This window comes from Mesorhizobium sp. L103C119B0, assembly GCF_000502235.1.
GTDB lineage: Bacteria > Pseudomonadota > Alphaproteobacteria > Rhizobiales > Rhizobiaceae > Mesorhizobium.
In genome coordinates, this window is sequence record NZ_AYXE01000003.1 from 475,181 (window position 1) to 492,297 (window position 17,117).

12 protein-coding genes are annotated in these 17,117 nt (G+C 60.6%); 11 read left to right on the top strand and 1 reads right to left on the bottom strand.

The features are described 5' to 3' along the window. Window positions 1-1,247 precede the first annotated feature (1,247 nt). The 4 genes from X728_RS159435 to X728_RS159420 are packed head-to-tail and all read left to right on the top strand — an operon-like array spanning window position 1,248 to window position 6,830. Window positions 1,248-2,696: a TolC family protein gene (locus X728_RS159435; RefSeq protein WP_023681072.1), complete on the top strand. Its 1,449-nt coding sequence runs from the start codon at window positions 1,248-1,250 to the stop codon at window positions 2,694-2,696. A 37-nt stretch (window positions 2,697-2,733) separates the two neighbouring features. Beyond that, the gene (locus tag X728_RS159430) at window positions 2,734-4,866 is read left to right on the top strand and encodes a type I secretion system permease/ATPase (RefSeq protein WP_023691465.1); all 2,133 of its coding nucleotides are present in this window, start codon (window positions 2,734-2,736) and stop codon (window positions 4,864-4,866) included. A gap of 43 nt (window positions 4,867-4,909) precedes the next feature. Then, window positions 4,910-6,199, top strand: coding sequence for an HlyD family type I secretion periplasmic adaptor subunit (locus X728_RS159425; protein ID WP_023667951.1), 1,290 nt, complete (start codon window positions 4,910-4,912; stop codon window positions 6,197-6,199). Then, complete coding sequence (locus X728_RS159420) at window positions 6,189-6,830, top strand: ribbon-helix-helix domain-containing protein (RefSeq protein ID WP_023830899.1); 642 nt, start codon at window positions 6,189-6,191, stop codon at window positions 6,828-6,830. The genes X728_RS159425 and X728_RS159420 overlap by 11 nt, the downstream gene beginning before the upstream one ends. An 85-nt stretch (window positions 6,831-6,915) precedes the next feature. On the opposite strand, the gene X728_RS159415 is transcribed toward X728_RS159420, so the two are convergent. Next, the gene (locus X728_RS159415) at window positions 6,916-7,854 is read right to left on the bottom strand and encodes a transglutaminase-like cysteine peptidase (protein ID WP_023830900.1); all 939 of its coding nucleotides are present in this window, start codon (window positions 7,852-7,854) and stop codon (window positions 6,916-6,918) included. A gap of 323 nt (window positions 7,855-8,177) precedes the next feature. On the opposite strand from X728_RS159415, the gene X728_RS159410 reads away from it, so the two are divergent. From X728_RS159410 to X728_RS159380, 7 genes are all read left to right on the top strand, one after another. After that, entirely contained in the window at window positions 8,178-10,199 is a 2,022-nt protein-coding gene (locus tag X728_RS159410; RefSeq protein WP_023830901.1) for an Ig-like domain-containing protein, read from the top strand. Next, the gene (locus X728_RS159405) at window positions 10,159-10,983 is read left to right on the top strand and encodes a VCBS domain-containing protein (protein WP_031194963.1); all 825 of its coding nucleotides are present in this window, start codon (window positions 10,159-10,161) and stop codon (window positions 10,981-10,983) included. Before X728_RS159410 ends, X728_RS159405 begins: the two co-directional genes overlap by 41 nt. A 41-nt stretch (window positions 10,984-11,024) precedes the next feature. Next, complete coding sequence (locus X728_RS1000000170140; protein ID WP_031194965.1) at window positions 11,025-13,814, top strand: type I secretion C-terminal target domain-containing protein; 2,790 nt, start codon at window positions 11,025-11,027, stop codon at window positions 13,812-13,814. Between the two features lie 73 nt (window positions 13,815-13,887). Then, the gene (locus X728_RS159395; protein WP_023830904.1) at window positions 13,888-14,256 is read left to right on the top strand and encodes a hypothetical protein; all 369 of its coding nucleotides are present in this window, start codon (window positions 13,888-13,890) and stop codon (window positions 14,254-14,256) included. A 34-nt stretch (window positions 14,257-14,290) separates the two neighbouring features. After that, window positions 14,291-15,040 (top strand): transglycosylase SLT domain-containing protein, encoded by a 750-nt coding sequence (locus tag X728_RS159390; protein ID WP_023830905.1) that lies wholly within the window; start codon window positions 14,291-14,293, stop codon window positions 15,038-15,040. Between the two features lie 98 nt (window positions 15,041-15,138). Next, window positions 15,139-16,338, top strand: coding sequence for an ABC transporter substrate-binding protein (locus X728_RS159385; protein WP_023830906.1), 1,200 nt, complete (start codon window positions 15,139-15,141; stop codon window positions 16,336-16,338). A 13-nt stretch (window positions 16,339-16,351) separates the two neighbouring features. Further along, entirely contained in the window at window positions 16,352-17,059 is a 708-nt protein-coding gene (locus X728_RS159380) for a thermonuclease family protein (RefSeq protein WP_245266076.1), read from the top strand. The last annotated feature ends 58 nt before the right edge of the window (window positions 17,060-17,117 follow it).

Consider the following 17,117-nt stretch of genomic DNA (forward strand, 5'->3'; position numbering starts at 1 on the left):
TTCGGCTTAAGCCGTGAGTTATTGGTGGGCCCGAAGGCGAACGGAAATTGTTGATTTTGCTGAATTTTTGGTGGGCCAAAATCTGAAAGGTTCCCGTATCATTCCGTATGCTCCCGCGACCCCCAAACTGCCGACCATAGCTGACCTCGTTTTGCAAACGTTGGGGGACAGGGCCCAGAACGGCGGAAATGGGGGCGGTTGCAGATCGGCAGCTGTGGCAACAGCGCGCGACCAGCTGACGGTCTAACGCCTCGATATGGCCGATGAGACTTGGGAAGTAACAAACAAGCGGCAGCTTGCAGGCAGTTGTAATCGGTGGAATGGATTTACGAGTCGAGGCGCCGGACCAGGACGGGCTCACTTGCCTCGAAGTTCAGGCTGTTGGAATGGCGCGGAGGAACGAGTAGTGGTATCTAACGAGCCGGCGGCCCCTCGATGTTTGACCGCTCGTCCTGCAACTCTCGTATGTCGTCCCGCAAAGTGGTGGCGCTACCGACCACTTCGTTCCGCATTTTAAACAGCGTATGACTCGTTACAGTCAAATTTTTTTCTGAGCTGCGAAAGGCCGACACTAGAACCGTCAAAAAATTACGCTTTTGATTTTAACGGAAAATCGCCACAAGAAATATTTTGAGGTTTCACCAGCTATCGGGATCAATATCGAGGGATTTTTGGACCTTGCGGCATTCGATGGCCTACCGAACCGCCTCAAAAAGTACCGTCACCTCTTCGGTTGACCCAGTCGTTGATCGGCCGTCATACGAGCCCTATGCTGGCACGCTGGCCAGTGAAGCAGTCGTCGGCGTTTATTCGCCGGCTCAGGGATTTATGCCCACGCTTCAGGTCGAAGAAAGGCAGGGGTGTCCGTTCCAGGCTCTTGGCAAGTGGACTAAGATTATCCTGCCGATTGTAGCTGCCAACCAAGATGTTGTCGGTCACCTCGCTGAAAAAGTACACCCAGAAATAGTCAAGCCATCAGGAGCAAATAGGTCATAAGGTGGCCTTGCGGTCCTCCTTCCCGGAGCGGTTTCGCTTGCCTGTTCAAACTCGGACGGCTGTTACCCAAAAACCGCAGTGGGTATTTTATGTGCCATTTTTGCGACATTCTATAGAATTTTGCTTGAATTCAGCGTTTTAGCGGTCACTAAATCAATAAGTGCTCCCATATTTTGCAAATTTGTGAACAATCACGGTTGAGTTGTAACGCCTGGCAATAATGGCGCAGGGGAACGTTGGGGTGGGGTGAAATGAATACGACATCTATGTCGGCGATAGGCAAGCGCCTCGGCCTGCTGACGACGGTCGCCATATTGAGTTGTGGGAATGCTCACGCGCTCACTCTCCAGGAGGCGATGGCGGTTGCGGTGGAGTCCAACCCCGAAATTGGCCAAGCGATCGAAAACCGCGAAGCAATCGAATTCGAGCTACGCCAAGCGAAGGGACTTTATCTTCCCAGCGTCGATGTCGAGGCGTCGGCGGGGGTTCGTCGTCTCGACAATTCCTCCCGGCGTTCGCTGTCCATAGAGGATGACGCGCTCTATCCAGCGGAAGCCGATGTCGTTGTCACGCAGACGCTTTATGACAGCGGCGCAAGGCGGGCGGAACTGAACCGTCAGGCGTCGCGGGTCGACGGCGCATCGTTCCGGGTGCTGGAACGGTCTGAATTCATTGGACTGTCTGTCGTCCAGGACTATCTCGAATACATGCTGCAGGCTTCGATCGTTTCAGAAGCGAAGAAGAATCTGGGCTTTCACCAGGCAATCCTCGGCGACATCCGGCAAGGTATTGCAGGCGGCGCGTTGAACGAGGCTGATCGCCAGCAGGCCGAGGAGCGGCTGTTCGCTGCCAAGGCACGTATGCAGGAGGCGACCGAAGAACTGGAGGCTTCCAAGATACGGTTCTTCAAGACGGTCGGTAAGCCGCTGACCAACGCGTCAAGGCCAGGCGATGTCTCGAGCGCGCTGCCAAGGTCGCTCGACGACGCGCTAGGGCTGGCGCGACAGAACAATCCGCGCGTCCACATGGCCAACAGCGATATCGACGCCGCCGCCTCCCTGGTGGATGCGGCGCGGGCGAAATTCGGGCCCTCCGTCATCGCCGAAGGCCGCGCCCGCGGCGGCTATGACATCGACGGCGACGATGGCGACGCCAGCGACCTGCAGGCGCGGCTGGTGCTGCGCTGGAACCTCTATCGCGGCGGCATCGACAAAGCCAACGAGCAAGAGCAGGTCCGCCGCACCAGCGAGCAGCGCCTTGTGCTGCACCAGGTTCTGCGCGAGATCGAGGAAGCCGTCCGTACGTCATGGGATCGCCGCTTCCGGCAGGCCGATCTGGCAAAGACATTGAAGCTTCAGGCTGCCGCCAACGAAAGGCTGGTGGCGTCCTATCGCGAGCAGTTCAAGGTCGGACAGCGCTCGCTGCTCGACGTGCTCGACGCGCAGAACACGCGGTTCAACACAGCTACGCTTGCCGACACCGCATCCTACGCGTCGCTTTTCGCGCAGTACCGGCTGCTGGCGGCAACCGGGCAGTTGCTGAAGACCATGAATCTCCAGCCGGCAAAACAGGCCACCGCCTATGCCAAGGCCGAGTTCAATGCGCCTGAAACGGCCGACACCGAAACGTATGCGCGCACGCCGTCGGAGCAGACGAACGATCTGCCTTTCGACATCCTCGCACCGGTAAGAAAGAAGTAGGAAGGTCAAGGACGAACGATAGTCCTGCGGGCCGATCGTGAACCCACAACCCAAAATCCTCTCCCCAAAAGAGGCGTTCAAGGCCTGCTTCTCCGCTGTTGCCGGGTACCTCGGCAGGCCGAGTTCCGAGACCGTGCTGTTTGCCGGCGTGCCGCTGTCAGACACCCGCATCGATATCGACGCCATCCGGCATCTTGCCGAACGCATCGGTCTTGAAATCACGGAATTCAGCCATCGCGACTTTCTTCGCGGACGCATCGACCTTCCCGCCATTCTGTTTCGCGTCAGCCAGTTGCCGGTTGCGCTGCTTGCCCAGACCGAGGACGGTGGATTTACGACCGCTCCCCAGGAAGACGGGCGCACCACAATCAGCAAATCCGAGTTTTCCGGAAGTTATATTAGTGGCGGCGTTTCCTTCTCGATAACCTATGCCAACGCAGTAGAGGCGATGAGCGTCGGTTCGGCGGCCAAGATCGAGCGGCGACATTGGCTGACCGGCACGATGGGGCCGTTCTGGCGCACCTATTCGAAGGTCATCCTGTCGGCGGTATTCATCAATCTGCTGGCTCTTGCCTCACCGATCTTCACCATGAACGTCTACGACAGGATCTTGCCGAACAAGGCGATATCGACGCTCTGGGTGCTGTCGATCGGGATCGGCGCGGTCATTCTGTTCGACCTGCTCTTGAAGACCGCCAGAGCGTCACTGATCGACTATGCCGGGCGCAAGGCCGATCTTCGCATCTCCTATATGCTTTTCGAGAAGGTGCTGAACTCGTCCTTGTCGGCAAGGCCCGGCTCAACCGGCGAATATGCAAATCGGGTGACCCAGTACGAGTTCGTGCGCGAGTTTTTCACGTCGAACACCATCAGCGTCTTCATCGACACAGCCTTCGTCTTCGTCTTTCTTCTTGTCATCTATGCGATAGGCGGTTGGCTGGTCGTCATACCGGCCATTGCCTTTGTCGCCTCGGTGATCGTCGGGCTGATCACGCAACGGCGCATCGGCAAACGCGTTGCCGCTTCCATGAACGAGGCTTCGCAGCGCCAGGCCCTGCTGGTGGAATCCATCTCCACGCTGGAAACGATCAAATCGCTGCGGGCAGAGGCGTACCTTCTGCGAAAATGGGCGGAGCATTCCAAGAACGCATCCAACACGTCCGAGAAGATCAAACAGCTTTCGGCTGCCGCCGGCAACATAACGCAAGCCATCCAGCAGATGGTCACCGTCGCCTTGATCGTGGCCGGCGCCTATGCCTTTTCGGAAGGGCATGTCTCGACCGGCGCCATCATCGGCACCGTCATGCTGGCGGGCCGGGCGGTGGCCCCGCTTGGGCAGATTGCGATCACCTTGTCCAGACTTCGCCAGGCGATGCTGTCCCTGCGAATGGTGAATTCGATCATGGCGCAGCCTGAGGATCGGCCGGACACGGTTGGTTTCGTCAACCGCCCCATTCGCAACGGTGCAATGGCATTCAGGAATGTCGGCTTTGTCTACCCGGGTTCCGAAAACGAAGTGCTGACCGGCCTGAATTTCTCGGTGAAGCCCGGTGAGCGGATTGGCATCATCGGCCGCATAGGCTCGGGAAAGACGACCATGGGGAGGCTGATCGGCAGGCTTTTCCTGCCGACCTCCGGCGAGCTGCTGCTGGACGGGATCGACATCCGCCAATACCACCCATCTGAGGTTCGCGCCGCGGTCGGGATCGTCGCGCAAGCCAACGATCTATTTTCCGGCACCATCAAGGAAAATCTCCTGATGGCGTGCCCGGAGGCGACCGATGAGCAGATCGTCGAGGCGGCCAAGGCTGCCGGCGTCGACGACTTCGTCTCCCGCCATCCGCGAGGCTACGACATGAATGTCGGCGAGCGCGGCACCAATCTCTCGGGCGGTCAGAGGCAGACAATGGCAATTGCCCGCCTGTTGCTGACCAAACCGAAAATCGTGTTCCTGGACGAGCCGTCCGGCTCGATGGATCTGGCTTCCGAGCGCCAGCTGATCAAGCAGCTCAAAGTGGCTTTCGATCGCAACACGACCCTGATCGTATCGACGCACCGCTTCAGCATGCTCGAGCTGGCCGACCGCCTGATCGTCATCGAGCAGGGCAAGATCGTTGCCGATGGACCGAAAGACCAAGTGATACAAGCGCTGCAGAAAACAAGCGCCTGACGAACAGAATTATGCTTGAACACAGCACGTTGGGACGTGGTAAATGCTAGCCAGGGAAGACCGTCCGCCGCTTTTTGCGTCGGCTTCGATATTCATTATCGGGGCGCTTTTTGCGAGTTCGGTAGCCTGGGCATCCTTCGCCGAGGTCGATGAAATCGCACGCGGCGACGGCAAGATCATACCGGCGTCGAAGACCCAGATCATCCAGGCCAGCGAGCCGGGCGTGGTTCAGGAAATCGCCGTGACGATCGGTCAGGTCGTCAAGAAGAATGACCTCATCATTCGTCTCGACAACACCTTCAACACTTCCAGCCTTGGCGAGCAGCAGGCCAAGGCGCGGGCGCTGCAGACGCGCATTGCACGGCTCCAATTCGAACAGACCGGCAGCCTCGAGGGCGCGTTTCCCTGTCCGTCAGAGATCCAGAAGGTGGCGCCGGAAATCTGTGACAACGAGCAGAAGCTGCTAATCGCGCGGCGCGATAACTTCGAAGTCAAACTGTCGGTTCTAAAGTCGCGGCTCGATCAGCGTGAGAAGGAACTCGACGAAGCCAACGCCAATGCCGATCGCCTCACCAAGAACCTGGCCGTCAGCGACCAGGAGGCGAAGCTGGTCGAAGCGATGGTCAAGAAAGGCCTGATGGCGCGAACCGAGCAGCTCCGCGTCGAGCGCGAGCAGACCGAGCTCAATGGTCAGCTGACGCTTGCCGGAGAGACCATCAAGAAAGCCAGGTCTGCCATCACGGAAGCCAAGCTTCAGGTCGACGAACTTGGCCTCCAGCTGCAACAGGAAGCGCTCAGCGATCTGACGCAGGCGCTGGCCGATCTCTCGGTGGTGGACGAGACGATACGCGGTGCCACCGACAAGGTGGCGCGTACCGATATCCGTTCGCCTGTCGATGGTATCGTCAACACGCTTGACATCAACACGGTCGGCGCCTTCGTCCAGCCCGGCGCGGTCGTCGCGGGTATCGTGCCGACGTCCGAGACCCTGCTGGTCGAAGCCCGGGTCTCACCGCGGGACGTCGCCTTCATCCGGCCGGGCCAGGATGCCCTGATCAAGGTGACCGCCTATGACTTCTCGATCTTCGGCGGCATCGAAGGCAAGGTGTCGAACATCACTGCCGACAGCCTTGTCGACCAGAAGACCGGCGAACCGTACTATCAGGTGCGTGTAGCCACCGACAAATCGACCCTGACACGCGACGGCAAGACCTATTCCATCATCCCCGGCATGATCTGTTCGGTCGACATCAAGACCGGACGCAAAACGATTCTCACCTACCTTCTGAAACCAATCAACAAGGCGCGGGAGGAGGCAATGAGTGAGCGATAGTGCGATCTCCCGCCCGGTCGATCGCGACCGGCTGCTGCCACCGCTGGCGAGTGAGGATTTCGGTCTCGAGTTCCGGGTTGTGGCGCGTGGCGGCATGCGCCGCGGCATTCGTCTGGAACGGGCGTTCTGGACATCGCTGAAGCAGATGGCGGAAAGCCGCAAATGCACGATCGGCACACTGATCGAGGAAATTGCAGAGAGCCACGCCAACGCCGGAAACCTGACATCGGCAATTCGCGTAGCCTGCATGCGTGGATTGGCCGACCAAAACCTCACCTTGCAGAGGCTCGCGTCGATCAAGACCATCAGCGCCATTCTCGTCGCCTGTCCCTCGCCGGCCTTTGCCCTGGCATCGTCGAAGAAGATCCTGACCTTCAATGCGCCGTTCCAGCAACTGGTGCGGCGGCAATTGCCGGTGGCGCCGAACGAGGACGCGCGCCAGGATCTCAAGCTGGCGCTGGACCTCAATGTCGCCGACATATTCGCCAGGCTCGACGCCAATGGCGAGACGCCGGTCGCGACCGGTTTCGTCATAGGCGCCGGCGACCGCCGCTACCGCGGTCAACTGAGCGCGGTGCGGGCGCCGGTGGTCGAGCCGGAACTGCTGATGGCGTTCGTCTTCGGCGGCTAGAGCAATTCCGGGAAAAGTGTGAGCGGTTTCCGTGGAAAATTGCGTCAAACAAGAGATAGAGCGCTCAAGACTCTCTGATGGGAGCTTACGGCTGCACACCTTCACCAGGCGCGACCGTCGAAAGGCCGCCCTTGATATCGGCTATTTGAGCAGAACCGGTCTTCGCGCCATGGATCCACGCACGATCGGTGCTGAACGAATACAGCGGCACGTAGGTCGGCAGGTCTGTGTCGCGGGAAACTACATTGCTCAAACTGTCGAGAATGAAGACGCCGCTGCCGGTGCTGACCGACAGCACGGCATGAAAGAAACCGCGCTTGCGATCCTGCAAGACGACCAGCGACATGCTCTGCGCCGGGATGCCTGCATGCAGCAGCGCGGCCATCTTGAGGATGGCGAAATCCTCGCAGTCCCCTGCCCGCCGCTCAAGGATTTCCCGGGGCTTGGCCCAGTAGTCGAGCTTGCCGTAAACCACGCTGTCCTTCTTGTAGGCGATGGCGCGATTTATACTTGAGTTGACGAAGGACAACTTGTCGATGAAGCGCTTGTTCCCGGCTGCCTTGACTATCTCGGCAAAGGCGCTGTTCTTGCGTTCGCACGCGCTGCTCGCGGTACAGTCGACAATTGCCTTGTAGACCGGCGCCCAGCGCGCCGAAACCGGGAAATTGCGCATCGACAGGGCAACAGAACCGAACACGCCGGGAATGATCGCCGCCGTCTGGATCAGATCGATCCCGGCGGCGGGCGGCGCGATCGAAGAACCACGCTTTTCATCAACGGCAACAGAGCTGCTGAAAATCATGCCCATCCGGTAGGCTGAAACCGGCTGCCATGGCTGCGGCCGAGCCAGCGAAACGCCGCCGAGACTGGACGGGGTTTCGACCGGCGCCAGAACTCCAGCGGCAGCGCCGGCATTCACGGCAATTGCTTTCGCGGATGATGGCTGCGGCAGGCTTGCGATCGCCATTGCCAGCAGGAGGAGCCTGAGCCCGGTTATTCCCAGGGCAGATTTTTCTTTTTTCATGACGCCCACCTCTTGACTGTGGACGGTACCAATCTTGTCTCAAATTACTGGAAAGGAAGGTGGATAAGTTTCTCGCAAACAGTAACATCTATTTTGCGTAAAATTTTATTCAAATTTATACTTATGCGTACCAGCCCATCCCGATTGGAGGATATCAAACGGACAATGGCCCGGCCTATGTATATCAGGTTATATGTTCTGGATTTACCACGTGTAAAAAATGCCGAGATAGGCATATCAGAATATATGAAAGTGATTGCAGGATAGTTGCAAAGCAGAGGCCGTCACTGTCTCTTTCCGGGAAATACCGGAGGGGTTTGGTTATGACGAACAGTAACGAATTGGACACCGTCTCGAATTCTTGGGACCAGCATTCTCCCGATGAACATGGCGGCTCGACGTCGCAGACAGGGACGCAGGTAGCGCAGGCCGCTCAGGCGGCGCCTGCCGAGCCCGTACCGGTCGATGTCGGCAGCGGTGCGCCCGTCAAACAAGATGCACCCGCGGAGGCAAAGGCCCCGGCGGCAGCTGCGCCCCACGAGTACGTGGCCGACGCCAGCAACGTTGTAAAGCTTCCGGCCGACGTCTCGATCGACAACATCAAGGTCGACGGCCACAACCTCGTGCTCGAACAGGCCGATGGCTCGGTGATCGTGATCAAGGATGGCGCGCTCAACGTGCCGACCTTCATCATCGGTGACGTCGAGGTGCCGCGCGTTGCCTTGCTGGCGGCGCTTGAAGCAAGCCATGTCGATGTCGCCTTCGGTGCCGATGGTTCCATATCGGCCGGCCCGGGCGGTTCGAACCCAAGTGCAGGCGGAGACTTCTCGGTTCCCCCCGGTGGCATCGGTGACGGGTTTGACCTGTCGGCATTGTTGCCGCCCACGGCTCTGCAATTTGGGCTTCTGGATCGGCGCGAACTCTTCCCGTCTGTCGTCGACAGGCCGGTTTCAGTTGTGGCAACATCCTTGCTTGCCCCGGACGAGGCAGCCAGCGAAACCGGCCTTAACGGCGGCCCGTCACAATCGCCGGGTAGCGACGCGCCGAGCGACGCGGAAACCTCCGGCAAAGGAACGATCACCATCGACGCGCCGGATGGTATCGGGTCGATCGTCATCAACGGCGTCACTGTTATCGGCGTCGGCCAGCATATCCCGGGCGACTTTGGCTACCTGACCATCGTCTCCTTCAATCCGAATACGGGCGCTATCGAATACAATTACACGGTGACCGAATCAGTCACTCATCCCCTTCAGGGGGACGGATTCAATCCCAACGACACGGTTCCGGACAATTTCAGCATCACCGTCACGGACGTCGACGGCGATACGGCCAGCACCACCTTTGCGGTCGCCATCGTTGACGACGTGCCGACGGCGGTTGCCGACACGGACAGCGTGACCGAAGGCGGCACGGTGAGCGGCAATGTGATCGCCGGGCTCGGCGGCGACGGCAATCCGGCCGGCGCCGACACCAAGGGTGCCGACGACGCTTCGGTAAGCGGCGCGACGGGTGCCGGGGCAACCACCGTAGTGGGCGGCGACTTCCATGTCGTTGGCCAGTACGGTACGCTGACGCTGAGCCCGGACGGGACTTACAGCTACGTCGCCAATTCCAGCATCAGCAACGCCTCGCCGGTGACGGACACGTTCACTTACACGCTGAAGGACGGCGACGGCGACACCTCGCAGACGACGCTGGCGATCACCATCGCCGACGGGACTGACCCTTCGGTGCTAACGAACGCTGTCATCACGGTGGACGAGGCAGGGCTCGGCACTGTCAATGCGACCGGCAGCGCGGCCGCGACCAACGTCGAGGACGGCAGCGGAACGGTATCGTTCCATGCCGGTTCGGACAATATCACCGGGGTGGCGTTCACGTCGGTTGCCGGGATCACGGCGGACGTCAACGGGGTTGCCGGCGCCGACTTCGTCTGGACGCTGGCCGGCCCGACGCAGATTATTGGTTCGATCAACGGCATCGATGCCATCCAGATCGACCTGGTCGCGCCCTCGCTGCCGATTCTGGCGGGCACGGACGGATCCGCGACAGTCAATGTGACGCTACTCGACAACTTCCCGCATCCGGACGCGGGTGGGCAGAATGTCATCAACCTGACCGGCATCAGCGTAGTCGCCACCGATACGGACGGTGACCAGGCGAGCGCAACGGTTCAGGTCAATGTCGTCGACGATGTGCCGACGGCGGTCAATGACGGCCCGTACGCGGTCGTCGAGGACGGCGCCAGCACGGTCTCNGACCGTCAACGGCGTCGGCGGCACCACGGCAAGCGACAATCTGGTGGTGCACGTCGTCGACGATGTGCCGACGGCGGTCAATGACGGCCCGTACGCGGTCGTCGAGGACGGCGCCAGCACGGTCTCGGGGAATGTGCTGACCAACGACGCCTCGGGCGCCGATACGCCCAAGAGCTTCTCGGCCTGGTCGGGAGGCGACGCTGCGGCGATCACCGCGCTCACCACCTACGGCACGCTGACGCAGAACGCCAACGGCACCTGGAGCTACGTGCTCGACAACAGCAAGGCCGCGACGCAGGCGCTGACCTCCGGCAGCCATCTGAGCTACGATCTGCACTACACGATGACGGACGCCGACGGCGACACCTCGCCGGCGACGCTGACCATCACCATCGACGGCGCCAACGACAGCGCCTCGGTGGTGACGGCCCAAGCCCAGGGCGCCGACAACACGGTCTACGAGGCCGGCCTCAACCCGAACGGCTCGAATGCCTTGGCCGACACGGAGACCAGCACCGGATCCTTCACCATCTCGGCAACCGACGGCATCCAGAACGTTGTCATCGGCGGCACCACCTTCACGCTGGCCCAGGTGCAGGCGTTCGCGGCGACCAACGGCGTGGTCAACACCGGCGAAGGCGTGCTGACGCTGACCGGCTACACCGGCGATGCCCACACGGGCACCGTGGCCTACAGCTACACGCTGACGGCGACGATCGACAATGACAGCAAGGCGCCGACCGGCAACGACACCGTCGACGGCACCGGCTTCAACGACAGCGTCGCGCTGACCGTCAACGGCGTCGGCGGCACCACGGCAAGCGACAATCTGGTGGTGCACGTCGTCGACGATGTGCCGACGGCNTGACCGTCAACGGCGTCGGCGGCACCACGGCAAGCGACAATCTGGTGGTGCACGTCGTCGACGATGTGCCGACGATGCTATCTCCCGAGAGGGCAGTCCTCGTCAACGTCGCCGGCAGCACGGCGACATTCGATCTGGATGCGGATGCCAACATCGACAACAATGTCGGCGCTGACCAGCTTGGCGCGATCAGTTTCTCCAACATCACAAACGGCCAGCTGGCCACCGGCATCATAAATGGGAGTTCGGTCAATCTGACATCGGGAGGTCAGCCCATCCAGCTGTTCCTTGTCGACCACGACTCCAATCCTGCCACCCCAATGCAGCTGCAAGGGTGGACAGGCGGTCTGGGCACCGGAACCGAGATCTTCCAGATAACACTGCAACCAGACGGAAGCGCGGCGTCCAGCGCCGACCATTACCAAGTTGAAGTGTTCGCCGCGATTGGCGCCACGCAGCAGACCCACATCGACAATTTTTCCGCGCTTGGCTCTAACACACAGCAATTCAAGGCGCTGGACGTGGCCGGTACCACTCAGGACTTGTTGTTCTCCGGCTTCGAGCGCCTGGCGAATGGCACCAGCAACGCTGCATCGGGATCGTCGGTCTCGGCAAGTACGACTGGTATCGGCGTCGCCAACAACTCGATGAATGACGGAGACAACCTGCGGATTGATTTCGTCAACAGTGCGACGATTACCTCCGGAAACAACAATTCGTATGGTTACACGACGCACTACAACGTCAATAGTTTCCAGTTCGCCATTGTCCAGGTGAACGGTAGTCCCCCGGCGGACTCCATCGAGACCTGGGTGCGCATCTACAATGCGGGCGATGACCCCAACACTGCGAACGACTCCGCCGCGCTAGCGAACGACGCGCAGCTCAACACGATCACCGATATCAAGGTGAACGGCGTGAGTTTGAATCTCGCTCTGCTGACGACGGACGGAAATGGCGGTTACCTGGTCACAGGTCTCGACCTCAACGACACCGTTCTCGTCACGGCGTCCGGGACCGGATATGACAGGGTTGAAATCGAGAATGCCCGTTCCATCAACGGTGCAACCCCCAGCCTCGATGGCGAGTCTTTCGACATTGGCGCATTTGCATTCGTCACCTCCGTCACAAACGTCCCGTCAGTCGAACTCAACTTCGAACTCCTATTGAAGGATGCAGACGGTGATACTTCTACCAGTCCTCTGGTCGTCGATCTGCTTTCGTCAGGTAGCGCGACCGCGGATCATTCAAGTTCCGGCTCTTTGGTGACTGAAACCGCCGGCGCGGGAGTGGACAACATCATCGGTTCCAACTTTGGGGATTCGCTTACCGGGAATGGCTCGGCGAACGTACTGGCTGGGTTGGACGGGAACGACACCCTGAACGGTGCCGGTGGAAACGATTTGCTCATTGGCGGCTCGGGTGACGACACCCTCAATGGCGGCGACGGCAATGACATTCTCGTTGGCGGCGCCGGCAAAGACACGATGACCGGTGGCATCGGTGCCGACACCTTCGTGATCGGGGCCGGTGACTCGACGCCTGTCATAGGCGGAGCGGGCAACGCCGGCACGATCTCCGGCTACGACATTATTACGGACTTCGTCGCCGGCACCGACAAATTGAGCCTGCCCGGGACACTGGTGGCCGCGACCGGCGGCAACGTCAATGGCGGGGACTCCACCTTGACGATCGGCGGGGACACGGTTCAGTCCCATTCGCTCACGAACGGTATTGCCAGCTTCTTCGGGACCGACTCCTTTACCCAGCCACTGGCGGTCACATCCACCGCAAGCCTGGCCGCGGTTGTCCAGTATCTGACGATAACGGATATCGGAAACGCGGGGGCGACGCTCGCCTTCACGGCAACGATAGCGGCAGTGAGCCATACATTTGTCTACACCCAGACCGGTGCAGGTGCCGGCGTGGGAACCCTCGTCGATCTCCAGGGGGTCACGATAGCGGACCTGAACACCCTGATCACAGGGTCGATCGATCCCATCATCCTCGACCTGAACCACGACGGCTTTGCCTTCTCCGATGTCGGCCACGGCGTCCAGTTCGATATGAATGGCGATGGCGCCAAGGAACAGCTCGCCTGGAACACATCCCATGATGGCATGCTGGCGGTGGACCTCAACCATGACGGCAAGATCGACGACGGCACCGAACTGTTCACGCCGAGCTTCGGCGGTGGCAACTTCGCCAGCGGGGCGGCAGCACTTGCCTCGCTCGACAGCAACCATGACGGCCTCATCGACCACAACGACGCGGCATTCGACAGCTTGCTGATCTGGCAGGACGCCAATGCCAACGGCATCAGCGACGCCGGGGAATTGTCGCACCTCGCCGACAACGGTATTGTCTCCATCAGTACCGCAGCGCAACCGGCTGTTGGCGAGATCGACGGGCAGACTGTGACCGACAATGGCACTTTCCAGATGGCCGACGGCACGAGCGGCAACTACATCGAGGTGGAACTCAATACTTCGCTGGTTGCCCCGACGCAGCCGTCGGCGGACATCGCCGGCACTTCGGGAGCCGACACGTTCAAGATCGACAATCTAAACATCAAGGATCTGATCGCCGACTACCATGCCGGTGAAGGGGACAAGATCGACTTGAGCGCGTTGTTCGACAAGGCGCCGGCCGGCAACATGGCCGACTATGTGCATTACGACACCGCGACCAGCACCGTGAGCGTCGATACCAGCGGCTCGGGCAACGCGGCCAACTTCGTGGATGTCGCCGTTCTGCAGAATGCGCCTGCCACCGGCACGATCAACATCCTCTACGACGACACACAACATCAACAGCACACGGCCACGATTTAGCACTTATGCGTGGCCGTACTCTCATGCTACATATTAGCGAAACAATAAAACCCCAGTTTGGAGAGGGACTTAAATGAAGCGTTGTGCAAGATTGCTGGCTTCGGCCGCGGCGCTGCTGTTGGCTGGATCGACTGGCTATGCCGCCGACATCATCGACGGGCCGGTGGCCGACTATTGCCGGACCGTCGGCACATCGAACCTGGTGTTGAACGACAACATCGTCGATCTCAAGGTCCAGGTGGTCAAGCTGATGGACGAGTCGGTGGCCGTCGCCAACAGCTCGGAATGGATCAATTCGTCCCGCCCCGCCTTCGTCTGGGCGTCGGAAGCCAAGGTCGCCTGCGGCATGGCCTATGGCTACCTCAAGACGAACTACAAGGACGAGGACACGCTCAACAAGTGCGAGTGCTTCCACGACCGCATGGTCGAGTACATGAACTGACCGAAAGGGATCAAGTCGCGCCGACAGGCTGACGATGATCGCCCGTGGAAGATTGTCGAGAGCGATTGCCGGAGCGATCGCACTGGCCGTTTTTGCCCCTGAAGCCCGTGCCAACTGGCTGGAACGACCTGCCCTCGAGCAGCAAGCTCCGTCCGGCTTGACGCGGCCGGTTCGCTGCGACGCCGCCTCCGAATGGACGCGCGCGACATTCAAGGCCTTTGCGACATGCCAGGCATCGCTCTACGGCTTGGAACCGGTGCTGGCGCACGCGGTAATGGAGATCGAAAGCGAATTCGATCCCGATGTGCGCGGCGCCGATGGTGAGGTCGGGTTGATGCAGGTGATGCCGGGAACGGCGCGAATGCTCGGCTTTCGCGGCTCGCTCGACGAGCTTGGCGCGCCGGCGACCAACATCGCGCTCGGCGTCAGATATCTGGCGCAGGCAAACAGCCTTGCCGCAGGCGATCTCTGCACCACCGTCATGAAGTATCGTGCCGGGCACGGTGAAACCCGGTTCTCCGAACTTTCGGTCCGCTACTGCCGGCGTGCGCGTGCAATCCTGGCGAGAGAAGGTTTTGCGGTGGCCGGGCCATTGCCGGTGGCGACGTTCGGATTCTCCGCATTCCCGACAGCAGGAGACGATCGTGCCCCTGCCCCGGCGAGGCGGATTTGTGTGCGCCGGCTGTTCGTGCCGGGCCCGCGATACATGAAATGCACGGACTATCGAAGCGCCGGGCAAGCCAGAATGATCAAGGCGCTCCGGGCAAGACTTTTCGACGGCTGAGCCATAATCCAGCAATTGCAAAGACGGCGAGGCAAGTCTGCCGTAAGATGAACGGATGAGACCGGGACAAATACCCGGCGGGATATGAGGGAGGCATCATGGATTCTGGCCGGCAGCGACACGGTTCGTGGACGTGGGCGATCGTCTTTGCGTTCGCGGGCATAGTGTCGGGCTGCCAGTCGAAGGGCAGCGTCTCGGACGCGCTCGACCCGGCGGCGATCGCCGCACCCGGGGCGCCGGCCGCCGGCGCTGTTGCCGGTCCCGCCCAGGCGACGCAATCGCTCGGCACGGGATCGACGAAGGTCACGATGCTGCTGCCTTTGTCGGCCCCGGGCAACGCCGGCGAAAACGGCAGGAAGATGCTCGATGCGACCAAGCTGGCGATGGCCGACCTTGGAAATGTCCTGCTCACGGTCACGGTCGAGGACACCAAGGGCGACAGCGCGCACGCCAGCGAATTGGCTGTGAAGGCGATCACCACTGGAACTAAGATCGTCATCGGCCCGGTCGAACTCGCGGCCGCGCAGCACATAGCCAAGCTCTCGGGATCGAAGCGACCGCCGGTGCTGGCGCTGGCCGACAATTTCGCCGGCGGCCCGGGCGTCTATGCGGTGCGCCTCAACGAGGCCGACAGCGCGGCCGCGGGCGCAGCCGGCCTGGCGGCCAAAGGCAGCAAGAAGTTCGTGTTGCTCGTCGCGGCAGGAGCGAATGCCGGCGCGGTTGAAAAGCGGGTCGCCAACAGCCTCAGCATCTATGGCGCGACGCTCGCCGTCACCATTCCGTATCCGGCCGGCGATGGCGGCACCAAAGTGGTCAATGATATGGGCTCGCTGGTCGAGGCTCCCGATGCCATCATCATCGCCAGCGGCGACGACAATCCGGCGCAGATCCTTGCGGCGCTCAAAACGAAAGGCATTCCTGGAAAAGCAGTCGCCGTCATTGGAACCAACCGCTGGCTGGAACATCCGATGGAGCCGCTGTTTGAGAGCTCCTACATCGCCACGCTCGACCCAACCGAAACCGGCCCGATCGCCGACCGCTTCAAGACGACCTACAATTATCCAGCCGACGCCAATGTCGCCTACGCCTATGATATGGTCGCCCTGACAGCAGGAATTGCAAGTTCGGCCGGGCCTGACGGCTTCAGCAAGCAGGTGCTCGAAAATCGGAGCGGATTTCGCGGATCGACCGGCCTGTTCCGGTTTCGGGCGGATGGCTCCAGTGAGCGATCCATGCCCTTCTACCAGGTTCGAAAAGGTGCACTCAAGCTGGTCGCCAAATCGACATCGGGGTATTGAGGGGCAAGGAACCTTGCTTGAGTTGATGGGCTGGCTGAGGCACAATCGCTTGATAGCGCTCGGAAGCCTGCTCCTCCTGGCAGGGGTCTTGTTGATCATCCGGGCCGCAGATCTGCTTCCGAACAATCGGCCGGCGCCACGTCAATCCATCGATCATAGCCAGGCAATGCGACCACCTCCGAGCGCCGCCAATACGCCATGGCGAGGACGGGCACGCAAGATTGCTCAGGACCTTATCGCGCCGCCACAGCTTGATCCGGCGCAAATCGAACGGGTCGAGCCGCGCCCGCCGCTCAGCGACCTTGGTCTGGCCGCGCCTGCAGGGATGCGAATGCCAAAGGATTGGCCAGAGGTCTTGCTTTTCCAACCGGTTGCCACCTCGTCGGCAACCTTCGAATCCATGGGGCGCAAGGTAGCCATCAGCGGGATCCAAGGCATTGACCTGGATGAGACCTGTTCCTTTCGTGGCATCGCCTGGCCTTGCGGCCAGCGTGCGCGCGCGACGTTCAATTCCTGGCTGCGCGGCCGGGCGCTGAAATGCGTCGTGCCGCCGGAAATCGATCGTTTTGCCATTGCGGCACCGTGCAGCTTGGGCAAGCAGGATGTCGGCGCGTGGCTTGTTTCCAAGGGCTGGGCGACGGCCTTGGCGAGTGGCATCTATGGCAAGGCGGAGGCAGTGGCCAGAGACGCGCAGATGGGGATATTCGGCCCGCCGCAATAGCCGATAATTCGGTGTCGTCGCTTTTACCGCCGTAGCCTTGCTTTTGAAGGCCTGATTT

What these genes read in the sequence shown, in the direction of transcription:
- X728_RS159435 (WP_023681072.1), top strand. Translation starts at nt 1,248, where the DNA reads ATGAATACGACATCTATGTCGGCGATAGGCAAGCGCCTCGGCCTGCTG.
- X728_RS159425 (WP_023667951.1), top strand. Translation starts at nt 4,910, where the DNA reads ATGCTAGCCAGGGAAGACCGTCCGCCGCTTTTTGCGTCGGCTTCGATA.
- X728_RS159415 (WP_023830900.1), bottom strand. Translation starts at nt 7,854, where the DNA reads ATGAAAAAAGAAAAATCTGCCCTGGGAATAACCGGGCTCAGGCTCCTC.
- X728_RS159395 (WP_023830904.1), top strand. Translation starts at nt 13,888, where the DNA reads ATGAAGCGTTGTGCAAGATTGCTGGCTTCGGCCGCGGCGCTGCTGTTG.
- X728_RS159390 (WP_023830905.1), top strand. Translation starts at nt 14,291, where the DNA reads ATGATCGCCCGTGGAAGATTGTCGAGAGCGATTGCCGGAGCGATCGCA.
- X728_RS159385 (WP_023830906.1), top strand. Translation starts at nt 15,139, where the DNA reads ATGGATTCTGGCCGGCAGCGACACGGTTCGTGGACGTGGGCGATCGTC.